The organism is Zobellella taiwanensis (genome assembly GCF_003012795.1).
Taxonomy (GTDB): domain Bacteria; phylum Pseudomonadota; class Gammaproteobacteria; order Enterobacterales; family Aeromonadaceae; genus Oceanimonas; species Oceanimonas taiwanensis.
Genome location: NZ_PXYH01000001.1, coordinates 69860 through 83880, shown reverse-complemented (window position 1 = coordinate 83880; position 14021 = coordinate 69860). Strand labels below are relative to the sequence as shown.

General features: G+C 55.8%; 12 protein-coding genes. 11 read left to right on the top strand and 1 reads right to left on the bottom strand.

Annotated elements, in window-relative coordinates:
- Nucleotides 1–25: 25 nt before the first annotated feature.
- The 8 genes from hrpA to C7I36_RS00330 all read left to right on the top strand — a co-directional run bounded on the left by hrpA (nt 26) and on the right by C7I36_RS00330 (nt 8471).
- The gene (gene hrpA / locus C7I36_RS00360) at nt 26–3901 is read left to right on the top strand and encodes an ATP-dependent RNA helicase HrpA (RefSeq protein WP_106451950.1); all 3876 of its coding nucleotides are present in this window, start codon (nt 26–28) and stop codon (nt 3899–3901) included.
- Between the two features lie 183 nt (nt 3902–4084).
- Nucleotides 4085–4372, top strand: coding sequence for a 50S ribosomal protein L25 (rplY, locus tag C7I36_RS00355; protein WP_094039655.1), 288 nt, complete (start codon nt 4085–4087; stop codon nt 4370–4372).
- 290 nt (nt 4373–4662) lie between these two features.
- A complete protein-coding gene (locus tag C7I36_RS17165; protein WP_146137283.1) occupies nt 4663–5178 on the top strand; it encodes a DUF6398 domain-containing protein in 516 nt (171 codons plus the stop codon).
- A gap of 69 nt (nt 5179–5247) precedes the next feature.
- Nucleotides 5248–5568, top strand: coding sequence for a hypothetical protein (locus tag C7I36_RS00350; RefSeq protein WP_106451764.1), 321 nt, complete (start codon nt 5248–5250; stop codon nt 5566–5568).
- Nucleotides 5569–5774: 206 nt separating this feature from the next.
- Nucleotides 5775–6077: a hypothetical protein gene (locus C7I36_RS00345; protein WP_106451763.1), complete on the top strand. Its 303-nt coding sequence runs from the start codon at nt 5775–5777 to the stop codon at nt 6075–6077.
- 114 nt (nt 6078–6191) lie between these two features.
- Nucleotides 6192–7649, top strand: coding sequence for an MORN repeat-containing protein (locus C7I36_RS00340; RefSeq protein ID WP_106451762.1), 1458 nt, complete (start codon nt 6192–6194; stop codon nt 7647–7649).
- Between the two features lie 71 nt (nt 7650–7720).
- Nucleotides 7721–8227, top strand: coding sequence for a DUF3087 domain-containing protein (locus C7I36_RS00335; RefSeq protein WP_106451761.1), 507 nt, complete (start codon nt 7721–7723; stop codon nt 8225–8227).
- Nucleotides 8228–8234: 7 nt separating this feature from the next.
- Nucleotides 8235–8471 carry a DUF3565 domain-containing protein gene (locus C7I36_RS00330; protein WP_106451760.1) on the top strand — a complete coding sequence of 79 codons (237 nt, stop codon included), beginning with the start codon at nt 8235–8237 and terminating at the stop codon, nt 8469–8471.
- A 170-nt stretch (nt 8472–8641) separates the two neighbouring features.
- On the opposite strand, the gene C7I36_RS00325 is transcribed toward C7I36_RS00330, so the two are convergent.
- Entirely contained in the window at nt 8642–9604 is a 963-nt protein-coding gene (locus tag C7I36_RS00325; protein ID WP_106451759.1) for an integron integrase, read from the bottom strand.
- A gap of 309 nt (nt 9605–9913) precedes the next feature.
- Between C7I36_RS00325 and aadA1 the strand changes: the two genes are divergently transcribed.
- The 3 genes from aadA1 (at nt 9914) to C7I36_RS00305 (ending at nt 14005) form a co-directional block, all read left to right on the top strand.
- Nucleotides 9914–10705, top strand: a complete 792-nt coding sequence (aadA1, locus tag C7I36_RS00320; RefSeq protein WP_106451758.1) for an ANT(3'')-Ia family aminoglycoside nucleotidyltransferase AadA1 — start codon at nt 9914–9916, stop codon at nt 10703–10705.
- A 606-nt stretch (nt 10706–11311) separates the two neighbouring features.
- On the top strand, nt 11312–12829 hold the full coding sequence (locus C7I36_RS00310) for an LA2681 family HEPN domain-containing protein (protein WP_106451756.1): 1518 nt from the start codon (nt 11312–11314) through the stop codon (nt 12827–12829).
- A gap of 90 nt (nt 12830–12919) precedes the next feature.
- Nucleotides 12920–14005 carry a DUF3644 domain-containing protein gene (locus C7I36_RS00305; RefSeq protein ID WP_106451755.1) on the top strand — a complete coding sequence of 362 codons (1086 nt, stop codon included), beginning with the start codon at nt 12920–12922 and terminating at the stop codon, nt 14003–14005.
- Nucleotides 14006–14021 lie beyond the last annotated feature (16 nt).

The window sequence follows — 14021 nt, the reverse complement described above, 5'->3', positions numbered from 1 at the left end:
TAACAGCAGCACATTGGGGTTGGGTTTGGCGCAGTCGGTTGAACAGTTGCAGGCAAGGTTGAAGGAATGCCGGGGCGCACAGCGGGGGCGCTTGCGCCGCCGCTTGCAGGGGCTGGAAAAGCTGCCCGAGGCCAAACGACAGAAAATACTGGAGGGCATCGCCCTGGAGATGGCCACCTCCATGGCCGAGCGGGCCCGCAGGCAACAGTTGCTGCAAAGCCCCATCCCGTATCCGCCGCAACTGCCGGTAAGCGACAAGCGCGATACCATCAAGGCCGCCATTCGCGATCACCAGGTGGTGATCATCGCCGGCGAAACCGGCTCGGGCAAAACCACCCAGATCCCCAAGATGTGCCTGGAGCTCGGCCTTGGCATCGAGGGCACCATAGGCCACACCCAGCCCCGGCGGCTGGCGGCCCGCAGCGTGGCGAGCCGCCTGGCCCAGGAGCTGGGCTGCGAGCTGGGCGAGCGGGTCGGCTACAAGGTGCGCTTCAACGACCAGGTGAGCAATGAGACCCAGGTAAAACTGATGACCGACGGCATCCTGCTGGCCGAGATCCAGCAGGACCGTTGGCTTCGCCAGTACGACACCATCATCATCGACGAGGCCCACGAGCGCAGCCTCAACATCGACTTTATCCTGGGCTACCTGAAGCAGCTGCTGCCCAAAAGACCTGATCTCAAGCTGATCATCACCTCGGCCACCATAGATCCGGAGCGGTTTTCCAACCACTTCGAGGGCGCGCCCATCATTTCGGTGTCCGGCCGCACCTACCCGGTGGAGCTGCGCTACCGCCCGCTGGTGGAAGACGACAGCGAGCGCGACCAGCTGCAGGGCATTTTCGATGCGGTGACCGAGCTGACCCGCGAAGGCCCTGGCGACATCCTCATCTTTATGAACGGCGAGCGGGAAATTCGCGATACCGCCGACGCCCTGAACAAGCTCGAGCTGCGCCACACCGAAATCGTGCCGCTCTACTCACGCCTGTCCAACGCCGAGCAGAACCGTATTTTCGAATCCCACACGGGCCGGCGCATCGTGCTCGCCACCAACGTGGCGGAAACCTCGCTCACCGTACCCGGCATCCGCTACGTGATCGATCCGGGCACGGCGCGCATCAGCCGCTATTCCCACCGCACCAAGGTGCAGCGCCTGCCCATCGAGCCCGTGTCCCAGGCCAGCGCCAACCAGCGCATGGGCCGCTGCGGCCGGGTGGAGGCGGGCATCTGCATCCGCCTCTACGGCGAGGACGACTTTTTAAACCGGCCCGAGTTTACCGACCCGGAGATCCTGCGCACCAACCTGGCCTCGGTGATTTTGCAGATGCTTTCCCTGGGGCTGGGCGATATTTCCGCCTTCCCCTTTGTGGAGGCGCCGGACAAGAAGCACATCTCCGACGGCATCCGGCTGCTGGAAGAGCTGGGCGCGGTCACCGGCGAGCAGGGCGACCTCAAGCTCACCCCACTGGGCCAGGATCTGGCCCGGCTGCCGGTGGACCCGCGCCTGGGCCGCATGGTGCTGGCGGCCCGCGATTACGGCTGCGTGACCGAGGTAATGGTGATCACCGCCGCGCTCAGCATCCAGGACCCGCGCGAGCGCCCGCTCGACAAGCAGCAGGCCGCCGCCGAAATGCACCGCCGCTTCGCCGACGGCGATTCCGACTTTGTCGCCTACCTGAACCTGTGGAACTACCTCAGGGAGCAGCAGAAACTGCTGAGCGGCAACCAGTTCCGCAAACAGTGCATCAAGGAATTCTTGAACTACCTGCGGGTGCGCGAGTGGCAGGACATCTACAGCCAGCTGCGGCTGGTGGTGCGCGAGCTGGGCTTTGCGCTGAACAGCGAGCCCGCCGACTACAACAGCCTGCACCGGGCGCTGCTCACCGGCATGCTGAGCCAGGTGGGCATGCGCGACGGCGACAAGAAGGAAATCCTGGGCGCGCGCAACGCCCGCTTTGTGCTGGTGCCCGGCTCGGCATTGGCCAAGAAGCCGCCGCGCTGGCTGATGGTGGCCGAACTGACCGAAACCCAGCGCCTCTACGGCCGCATCGCCGCCCGCATCGATCAGCAGTGGCTGGAGGAGGCCGGCGCCCATTTGCTCAAGTCCAGCTACAGCGAGCCGCACTGGTCCAAGAAACAGGGCGCGGTGATGGGCTATGTGAGCCAGAGCCTGTTCGGCCTGCCGGTGGTGGTGCGCCGGCGGGTGAACTATTCCCATGTGGACCCCAAACTGTGCCGCGAGCTCTTTATCCGCCAGGCGCTAGTGGAGGGGGAACTGGCCACCCGCCATGAGTTCTTCCACCACAACCGGGCCCTGCTGGAGCAGGCCGAGACCCTGGAGCACAAGTCCCGCCGCCGGGACCTGGTGATCGACGACGAGACCCTGTTCCGCTTTTACGACGAGCGGCTGCCGGCGGACATCGTCTCCATCCGCCACTTCGACAAGTGGTGGCAGCAGGCGCGCAAGGACAACCCCGAGCGGCTGCACTTTACCGAAGAGATGCTGCTGAACGAGCGGGCAGGGGCGGTCACCACCCGCGATTACCCGGACGCCTGGCAGCACGACGGCCTGAACCTGGCCCTGGAGTACCAGTTCGAGCCGGGCAAGGACGAAGACGGGGTGACGGTGCGCATTCCGCTGCCGCTGCTCAACCAGGTGGCGGCCGAGCCCTTCGAGTGGCAGGTGCCGGGCCTGCGCCGGGAGCTGCTGGTAGGGCTTATCAAGTCCCTGCCCAAGCCAATGCGCAAGCACTTTGTGCCGGCGCCCAACTTCGCCGAGGCGCTGCTGGCGGCCATGACTCCCTTCGAGGGCCGGCTGCTCGACCAGATGGAAAAACACCTGCGCCGCATGACCGGGGTGACGGTGCCGCGCGAGGACTGGGACTGGAGCGCGCTGCCGCCCCACCTTATCATGCGCTTTGCGGTGCTGGACGCGGACGGCAAGGAATTGGCCGCCGGCCGGGATCTGGAGCGGATAAAGCTCGCCCTGCAGGGCCAGGTGCAGACCGCCCTGACCCAGGCGGTGGACGACGACCGCTTCGAGCAGGAGGGGCTGACCGCCTTTCCGGCCCGGGCCATTCCGCAGACCTTTGCCGCCAAACGCGCTGGCTTTGAGGTGAAGGCCTATCCGGCGCTGAGTGATCAGGGCGACAGCGTGGCGCTGCAGCTGTGCGAGGATGAAACCAGCCAGGCCCGCACCATGTGGGACGGCCAGTGCAAGCTGCTGCAGCTGCAACTGCCGTCGCCCATCAAGTACCTGCAGGACAAGCTGCCCAACAAGGCCAAGCTCGGCCTGTATTTCAACCCCTACGGCAAGGTGCTGGATCTGGTGGACGACTGCATCCGCGCCGGCATCCACCAGCTGATGCGCCAGTACGGGGCCCCGGCCTGGACGCCGGAGGAGTTCGCCGCGCTCAAGGACAAGGTGGCCGGCGAGCTCAACCCCACGGTGGCGGCCATCGCCCTGCAGGTGGAAGAGGTGCTGAGCCGGGCCCAGGCCATCAAGAAGCGGCTGAAGGGCAAGATCGATCTCGCCATGGCCATGGCGATGTCGGACATCCAGGCCCAGCTCGACGGCCTGATCTTCCGCGGCTTTGTCACCGACACCGGCGCCGAGCGGCTGAAAGATCTGAGCCGCTACCTGGAGGCCCTGAGCCGGCGTCTGGACAAGCTGGCTATAGACCCGCACCGGGACCGGGCCCACCTGCTGAAGATCCAGAATGTGCAAACCGCCTACCAGGCGCTGCTGAACAAGCAGCCCAGGGGCAAGCCCCTGGCCCCCGAGGTGAAGGAAATACGCTGGATGATAGAAGAGCTGCGGGTGTCCTACTTCGCCCAGACCCTGGGCACGCCCTATCCGGTATCGGACAAGCGGGTACTGCAACAGATAGAAGGGTTGTGACTGGAGCGCAGGCGGCCCGCCTGCATGGCCCCGCGCAGCGGGGCCCGTTAAACAGGTTACCCCAGGCTTCTGAATCATCCCCGCTTTCCTTGCCCCCACCTCCGGCGCGTGTTACCATCCGCGCGCTTTTTACAAGGCGAAGGCCGGTCGCAGCTTTCGCCATTAACCTCAAGAGAGAAAATTATGTCATTCGTATTTGAAGCCGAAGTCCGTTCAGACCTGGGGAAAGGTGCGAGCCGCCGCCTGCGTCATGAAGACAAAGTGCCCGCCATCGTTTACGGCGGCAGCCAGGAGCCGGTAGCCATCGCCCTGGACCACAAAAAAGCCATCATCGCCCAGCAAAACGACGCTTTCTACAGCGACGTGCTGACCCTGGTGATCAACGGCCAGGAAGTGAAAGTGAAGCTGCAAGACGTTCAGCGTCACCCCTTCAAGCCCAAGCTGGCTCACCTGGACTTTGTTCGCGTTTAATCGCAACAAGCCCATAAAAAAACCGCTGCAAGGCGGTTTTTTTATGGGCGCCTGCCGGCAGGGCTCATACTGGGTGCGGGCGGCCCGCCTGCCCACCAGGATATCAGACCCCAAATAGCCGGCTCGGGCGAACACAACAATATTAACTCTCAAAAACATTCACTCCTGGATTCGGCGGTTATCAAGGAGGTTGTTTTTATACCTTCAAGAAAAACGTGATCTTTAGGGAGTTTTCGGTAAAATCAAAGCACTAGGCTCACAATTTCGATCTTTAATTTGTGCAGAGAATTATGGAAAAAACGAAACACAAAGTCCCTGAGGCGATGAAGCCCGTATTCGAAAGCATTTCAGAGAAAGCAGGTGCCTTCTCTGAAAAACACTTGAATCCTGAATATACTTTCCTGATCCATAAAGCGATTTCTGCATTATGTAGAAAAAGGCCATCACCGCTTTTGAAGGGAAAACATGAAGTATGGGCTGCCGGTGTAATTCATGCTCTTGGTATGGTCAATTTTCTTTTTGATAAAACTCAGAAGCCACATTGTAAGCCGTCAGATATATGGGGGTATTTCGGTGTTGGTGAAAGTACTGTTCAGGGGAAATCAAAACAGATCAGGGAAACTCTTAAAATGGGACATTGGTCAGTTGAATGGATGCTTACAAGTAGAATTGATGACAGCCCAATGGTATGGATGGTTAGCGTCAATGGTTTAATTGTTGATGTTCGTGATTTACCAGTTGAGCTTCAGGAGGAGGCTGTAAAAGCCGGGCTGATCCCATATATGCCAAAAAGCAAGCAAGTTTAAAGCCTACTCATGATTTCTACGTCATGACCAATATAATTCAGTTGGGCGAAAATCAAGCAGGTTAATCCTATGAATGAATTCTTGGGAAAGTGGGAAATAATTGAAATGGAGCAGTGGGATCAAGATTACGTTGATCTTGAAGAGCCTGGTTTTATCCGGTTTGATAAAGATTATTCGGGAGGTTTTGTATTCGGCACAGTCAATGGGACCATCGACTACAGGTACTCAAAAGACTTGCCACCTAAAGTGGAGTTCTCGTGGGACGGAAGTAGTGAATATGATCCCGTAAGTGGACGTGGCTGGGCGGTGCTGGAAGAAAACAATGATTTATATGGCATGCTTTATATTCATGATGGTGATGAATCGTGGTTTAAAGCTAAAAGAATGTAATAAGGAGATGTGATATTTTTTAAGCTAATTTGGAAAGTTCTCCTGTCCATGGTTATCCTTTCCATATTAACAGCTTGTAGCCAAGGCCTTTTTATGAAGCCGGATTTCGATCAGTGTGATGGCCGGCTGCCGCCCGGGCAGCTTGCATGGACGTTACCGGGTTAAGCTTCCAAGATTAAACTGATCATCGACACGGAGGATGGGCAATGGAAAGGTTTTTCGAACGACGGGGAGTGATCGTGCTGTTTGCGCTGGTGGCGTGCCTTTTCCTGGTGCAAGGCGCATGGGCGCACCACGGCTGGGGCTGGGCGACCGACGAGCAGTTCGAGCTGACGGGCACCATTATCGAGGTGCGGCTGGGCAACCTCCACGGCGAGGTCACGCTGGAGGTGGGCGGTGAGCGCTGGGTCGTCGAAGTGGGGCAGCCGTGGCGGGATGAACGAGCGGGGCCGAGCGCGGAGCAGCTCGGCGTGGGGCAGGTGGGGGCATTTCGCTGGCCGCCTGGCTGACGGCCCTGACCCTGGGGCGCCTCGTCGGCTACTTCTGAGCTGTCCGGGCGCCCATGGTGGAACACGGGATGCACATCTGAACGGTGCCGTCTCTTACATAGATAAGGAAACAGGATGCCCAATACCCTTTTGAACTTGAAGATGGCCACGGCGGCGCGGGCCGGCCTGATTGGCCTGGTCGGGCTCGGCCTGGCGGCGTGCCAGGGCGGCAACAGCGCCAGCAGCGCACAGCCGGCCCCGCCCGCTGCCTCGCCACACCGGCTTGCCGCCGATAAAGCGTCCGATCCGGGCGTTATCCGGTTCAGGGTCAACCCGTCGGGCGTCGGGGCCTATTACGGCTGGCAGATGCAGGTAACAAAGGCCGCGCGCAACCAGGGATTCAACCCCTTTATTACCGAGCCGCTTTCCGCCGGGGCGAGCAAGGAATATGCGCTGTGGCCGGACCGCTATGCGGTAAAGGTGTATCGCCTGGGCGAGCTGGAATTCAGCGACTGGGTCGAGGTGGTGCCGGGCGAAGTCACCCAGGTGTATGCGGATTACGGCCTGTTGTTCGACGATATCCTGATCAGCCGGGAGCCCGATCCGGCCCGGGCCAGCCCGGAGTCGGACACCCGCGCCTGGCGAACCCCCGTCTCGGCCAGCTATGGCCCCGCAGTGCTCTTTGCCCACAACGGCTACCGGGCCGACTATAGCGGCCCGCAAAACAACGGCGAGCGGGTCGGCGCCGGCCGGGTCCAGATCCGCCGGCACGGGCAACCCTTTGCCGAGATCGCCCAAGCCATGGTGGCCGGCGACAGGATCACCGGCAAAACCCGCTACGCCGATGGCCGCGAGGTGGATGGCGACTACCTCATCCACAGCCACCAGATTGAGCCGGGCAGCACCACCACCTGGCCCGACGGCACCCGCTTTGCCGGCCGCTACCGGGCCTTTGAGCCGCAGCAGGGCGAATTGCGCATGACCGACGGCAACGTCTGGCGGGGGCCGGTCAGCGAGCGCAAACCGGCCGGCCAGGGGCGCCTGACCTGGTGGCAAGGCGGCTGGATGGACCTGCCCGACGGGGCGGCCTTTCCCCACCAGACCGGTACCTTCAGCTGCGGCGGCGAAACGGTGCCGGCGGGCGAATGCTATTACTACGGCGGTAAAAAACTCGCCGGCGCCGAAGCCCTGGCCGGCCTGATGGAGCGCGATCGCCAGCTGGCCGCCGACCGCCGGCGCGAGGCGCAGAGCGGGCCGCCTGCCGCGCCGGTGGCAGAGCCAGCCGGTTGCCGCGCGGCCAGCGGCACGTTCCGCGACAGCACCGGCAACAACCGGCTGGAGCTGGATTCGCCCGGCGAAGGGCAGGGCCGCCTGGTCAGCCTGTCGATGGAAGGGGCGGAGCAATACCGCTTTGAGATCGACTTCAGCTTTACCACTACCGCCGACAGCATCTCGGTCAGTTACGGCCAGGGAATGTACCGGCTGGCGTCCAGTGGCCAGGTATTGCAGCGCCTGAGCGTGCCCTCGGGCACCGTTTCCTGTCGCTACGATGGCACCCTGCTGGTGTTCGACGGTGTGGAATACCGCCGCTGATGCCGCCGGGTTGGGGAGAGCGACTTTCCGGGCGTATAATGCGGCCATTTTCATTGTTAATTTAGGCTGTTATGAAACTTATCCCGATCGACAAAACCCGTTACCGCCGCCACCTCAACCGGGTGTTTGTGGGCTGTTCCCTGACGCTGGCGGCCCTTAGCCTGGCCATTTCCCAGCTGCTTATCCGCGTTTTTCCCAGCCCCGACGGCAGCCACTTCCACTGGAACCTGCTGGGCGTGGTGTTTGGTGCCCTTATCCTGGGGGGCGGCCTGAGCCGGTTGCGCCACCATCCCTTTCTGACCGAAGTACTCTATGTGTGGGAGCTGAAACAACAGCTCAACAAGATCAGCCGCAAGCTGCGCCGCATTGAAGCCGCCGCCCGGCAGGGCGATCGCGACGCCATGCTGGCGCTGCAGTTCTGCTATGCCGGCTCGCGCCAGCTGTGGCAGCTGGACGACAACACCATTGTGATGGACGAGCTGTCGGCCAAGCAGGCCGAGCTCGACCAGCTGGCCGGGCGGCACGGCCTGGTGCTGCACGCGGACGACTACCATCCGCGCCTGCTCGAGCGGTTTTAACGCCGGCATGGAGCAGGCCATTGCGGGCTACCACCGGGATGAAGAAGGGCACTGGGTGGCCGAGCTGCGCTGCGGCCATTTTCAGCACGTGCGCCACCAGCCGCCCTTTATCAACCGGCCCTGGGTGACCTCCGCCGCCGGGCGGCAGGCCATGCTGGGGATGATGCTGAACTGCAAAAAATGCGACCGGGGCGAGCCTGCGGACCGCCTTGCCCCGGACCATCCTTCGCCCGAAGAAACCTAAGGCACGCACCGGGCGGCGTTGTTGCCGCCGGGTCGCTGTTTGTTTAAATAATCGCCAGTCGGCGCTTTTTGCATCCTTACTTCACCTTTTTGCAATTGCCAGCCTCCGCCACCCCGTCCAGAATAGTCGCATATGGAAACCGTGTCGGCAGGGGATGATGGCCTGTAACATCAGGGCGGTAGCGTGTCCAGCGGGCTCAAGGTGCCCGCATAGTGCTGGCCAAGCACATGGGTGTAGATTTGTGTGGTGCGGACATCGTTATGCCCAAGCAGCTCCTGTACTGTGCGGATATCCGCGCCCTGCTCCAACAGGTGAGTGGTAAAGGAATGGCGAAAGGTATGGCAACTTACCGGCTTTCCGATACCGGCAGCCACAACGGCCTGTTTAAGCGTCTTGCGGATGGCACTGTCGTGGAGATGGTGCCTGCACCAATAACCATGAAAGGGGTGGCGACAGATGCCGGAGGAAGGAAAGATAAACATCCAGCCCGGCTGGCGGTAGGCATTGGGGTATTTTTTGTGCAAAGCCCCGGGCAACGACGGCCCTATGCCTTGGGAGTTATCTTCACGCTGAATCGCCAAGGCTTTGCCAATTTCCTGCTGCAATGGAGCGGCCAATGAGCGGCTCAGCAAGGTAACCCTGTCTTTTTTGCCCTTGCCATCATGGATGGTAACTGAAAGATGGCTGAGATTGATGTCTTTTACCCTGAGCCGCAGGCACTCGCTGATCCTCAGCCCACAGCCGTAAAGCAGCTTAATGATCAACGCAGTTTTACCCTGCACATGTTGAAGGACTCGTTGAACTTCCTCCCTGGTCAGAACCGTGGGTAGATAACGCTGACGCGAGGTACGAACAAAATCCAGTTCACCCAGCGGCTTATGCAAAATCTGTTGATATAGGAACACCAAAGCGCAGAGCGCTTGCTTCTGGGTGTTAACGGCAACATGGCGATCATTGGCCAACCATGACAGAAAGCTTTTGACTTCTGCCACTCCCATGTTGTCGGGATGCTGTTTGCGATGGAAAAGTATGTAGCCCTTTATCCAGTAGAGATAGCTTTTCTCGGTACGCAGGCTGTATTGCCGCAATCTGAGCTCTTGACGGATCTGCTCAATAAAAGGAGACTGTGCCATATGAACCTCTTTGCTGTATGTATATACAGTTATAATAGACGGCAACGGCTGTTCTGGCACACCTTCACTCATCGGATCTCTCGGTTGGCAGTAGGAGTAGAGATATGATTTTTTATTATTCAATAAGTTACGAACAACTCTCAAAAACATCCGTGCCCGAAGTAGGCGGTTATCGAGAATGCGTGTTCTACACTTTCAAGAAAAACGTGATTTTGGGAAAGTTTTAGTGAAATTAGAATGTTATCATCGCTTTTTGATCTGTGTGAATGCAGGTTATCAAGCCAGGGCAATATACAATTGTTAAACATCATGAGGGAAGCGGTGATCGCCGAAGTATCGACTCAACTATCAGAGGTAGTTGGCGTCATCGAGCGCCATCTCGAACCGACGTTGCTGGCCGTACATTTGTACGGCTCCGCAGTGGATGGCGGCCTGAAGCCACACAGTGATATTGATTTGCTGGTTACGGTGACCGTAAGGCTTGATGAAACAACGCGGCGAGCTTTGATCAACGACCTTTTGGAAACTTCGGCTTCCCCTGGAGAGAGCGAGATTCTCCGCGCTGTAGAAGTCACCATTGTTGTGCACGACGACATCATTCCGTGGCGTTATCCAGCTAAGCGCGAACTGCAATTTGGAGAATGGCAGCGCAATGACATTCTTGCAGGTATCTTCGAGCCAGCCACGATCGACATTGATCTGGCTATCTTGCTGACAAAAGCAAGAGAACATAGCGTTGCCTTGGTAGGTCCAGCGGCGGAGGAACTCTTTGATCCGGTTCCTGAACAGGATCTATTTGAGGCGCTAAATGAAACCTTAACGCTATGGAACTCGCCGCCCGACTGGGCTGGCGATGAGCGAAATGTAGTGCTTACGTTGTCCCGCATTTGGTACAGCGCAGTAACCGGCAAAATCGCGCCGAAGGATGTCGCTGCCGACTGGGCAATGGAGCGCCTGCCGGCCCAGTATCAGCCCGTCATACTTGAAGCTAGACAGGCTTATCTTGGACAAGAAGAAGATCGCTTGGCCTCGCGCGCAGATCAGTTGGAAAAATTTGTTCACTACGTGAAAGGCGAGATCACCAAGGTAGTCGGCAAATAATGTCTAACAATTCGTTCAAGCCGACGCCGCTTCGCGGCGCGGCTTAACTCAAGCGTTAAAAAGGCAAAGTAGTTACCTATGTGCAAATGTGAAAGTTTTGGCATCTTAGTTGAAATCTCGAACTCTTATAGTGAGTTCACAAATAACTTGGAGCCAATTTCATATGGTAACTGGGTAAAATTAATGAAATGCTCCAAGTGCAGCCAGCTATGGGTTGTTGAGGAGTGGGATAAGTATCAGTCTATCCACGCTGTAAAAATTGGCAGCGAGTTGAATTGGGAAAGTTTTGACTATAGCTCCCAAATAAAGGAAAAAATGATTGAAAATCGTGGTGGTTTAGGTACATCGAGATGCCTGCATGTTGGTTGCTCAAATATGCAAGTAAAAACTAGCGCCTATTGCATTCAACATCTTTATGCATCTGGTGCGCGTGCCTAGGTAGAAAAAAGCATTTTATTAATGTCTATAGTCGTAATTAATTTTTAACAAGGCATTGCACCTGACGAATTGTAAGTAGCGCTTTTGCAATATCGCTGCGCGAAGTTTATCGCAACGCGCTACTTACAATCCGCAGGTGAACGCAACGTTAGATTTTCAGGAGGCTGAGTGGAATTAGCTGAACAAGCGGAAAAGCTGAATCGCTTGGTGGATGAGAGCCCGCAGGAAGCTATTCGTCAAGCGCTGGAGCTCTCCGGGAGTATCAACATTGATATGTTGAAAGCAGCCATTCTGGTGGACGCTGGAGGGTTACTGAAGGACTTTGATTCAGTCTTTAAAGGAGTTGAAATTTTTCGGCTTGTTGTCGGCAAGTGTAAAGAAAACTCGGAACTCAGTTATAACTTGGCGAATGGCCTGCACGCTCTTGCCTTGTCTACGAGGTACGAAGGGTATAGCTGGTATGGAATAACTGAAAAGTATCGATTAGAGGCACGCCAGCTCTACTACAAAGCAGCGATTGATTCGGAAGCAACTCATGACACTCGGTCTCAGTCCTTTACTAATTTGGGTAATCTTCTTTGGTCCTCCTATCGCTGGGTAGAAGCATATGACTTTTATTCTCAAGCCTTAGAGGAAAACCCAGAAAACGGGGTCGCAAGCTCTGGCGCCTTAAAAATGCTCAGATATGCATTGAATCAAGGCTTGGGCGATCCCGGATTGGTGAAGTCAGAAATTGAACACCTTGCAGATCATGTTAAACAGAATATCGAAACAATATATTCATACTCTGGTGAGTATGGGGTAAACGGGATCACCGGCGAAATAACTGATATTCGTCCAGTCCAAAAAACAGAGCAAGTCGCTCATATTGATAGCTATGAGGGCTTCGTCGTAAAAAACAATCTGACGCTCTCGCCGACCATTCACTCCCACGCACATGGTTCTCAATACTGGGATAATATTAATATAGCGTCGGTAGTATCGACTACAGGATCAGGCGGGAGCGTTCCTGAGATTTTTGCGATGGTCAACGTCCTAAAATCTGAGTACATCCTGGCAAGGCAATTACTCTTCGACGCATGCCACGAGCGCTTCAAAGAAACTGGTAATTATAATGACACTCTCGATTATGCTTGCTACGGAGTAAATCAGTCAGCTTTGGCTTTGGCCCAACGTAGTGCTTTGGACATCCTTGATAAAATCGCGGTGGCTTCACTGTCTTACTTGGGGATCGATGGCGCCAAGGGCGCATCGATGAAGACTGCCTGGTTTAAGAAAGTTAAGAAGGGCCAAAAATCGAGAGAGTTGGCTCCAGTGATTGAAGAAGAGGTTGAGAAAGGCAATACCGCACTTCTGGCAATGACTGAAATTTCTAGAGATTTATCGAATGAACAGGGTTTTTTGGCAATAAAACAGAGCTCGAGAAATTCCTCAACACATCGATTTACAGTGCTCCACGACATGGGGTTGCCACATGAGAATGGCGAGACAGGTTGTGTTGAACACTACCGTTTTCAAGAGTTTGCACGCGAGTCTCTCCAAACTCTCAAGCTGGCTAGGGCTGGGGTGGTTTATTTCGTGCAAATGGTCCTAATTAGAGAAAGACGGCTCTCCGGGGAGAGAGACGGTGTTTCTTTACCACTATTCGTGCCCTCTCATGAGTATATCCGTGGGCGCGAGGAGTGAAAATCTAACAAGTGGCTGTTGGCGGACGCACCTACGCTGCGCTCCGGCGCGCCGCAAAGCCAAGCGTTATATACTCGCGAGGGAACAGAGTTGAAATTACGCAAGGGAAAAACAAAATCAATTCTTGATGCCTCGATAGACTCTGCGCTTTTAGCTGTTGAAATATATAACAAGCCAAGAACTACTTTTCGTAGTGAAGGCTTTATCACCATGATGATAATGGCATGGACACGGCTATTCCATGCTCATTTCAACTCAACAATTGGCGACCGCTATTACTACAAGAAGAAAAACAAACGCTATGAAATTGTTGACGGCGAGAAAAAGGCATGGGAGCTATCAACTTGTATAAAGGAATATGGAAAGCTTTCGTCCGGGGTAGAGTCAAATCTAAACTTCTTTATCAAGCTTAGAAATAAAATTGAACATCGGCACATTGAGAAAAGAGAAGTTGACACTCTAATCTTCGGCGAGTGCCAGTCACTATTATTCAACTACGAAAGCCAATTGATAGATTTCTTTGGAGACTCTTACTCGATAAACGAGGCGCTTGTGTACAGTCTTCAATTCTCGCAAATTCGAACAAGGCAGCAAGACAAAGCAAACCGCTCTGCCCTGTCAAAGGATCTAGCCGACATAGTTTCTTTTGTGGAAAAGTACCGAAACACATTAAATGATGACACTTACAACTCGCCAGAATACAGCATAAAGTTAATCCAGATACCAAAAATAACAAACACCAATAGAGCAGATGCAGCGGTAGAGTTCGTAAGGTGGGACGCTCTAAACGATGAAGACAAAGCGGCATATGAGCAGCTAACCGTAATAATAAAAGATAAAACCGTTAGAATTGAAGCAGCAAACGTAGGAAGGCTAAAGCCATCAGAGGTTGTGAAGAAGGTAAACGAAGGTTTAGCCGGCAGAAGAATAACGCAGAACCTGCATGCTACGTTATACAAAATATTCCAAATCAGACCACCAAACGGCGCTGAAGACCCATTCGACACTAATGCAGAGTTTTGTCTTTATGACGAAACACATAACGACTATGTATATCAAGACGCATGGGTTCATTTTTTAATTCACTTCATGCAAGCAGGTGCACTCGATGCGGCCGCATTAAGAGAAATAGAGCGTAGCGGTGAAAAACTTAATATTGAGCAGTATCGTATATAACAACTGGTTCAAACCG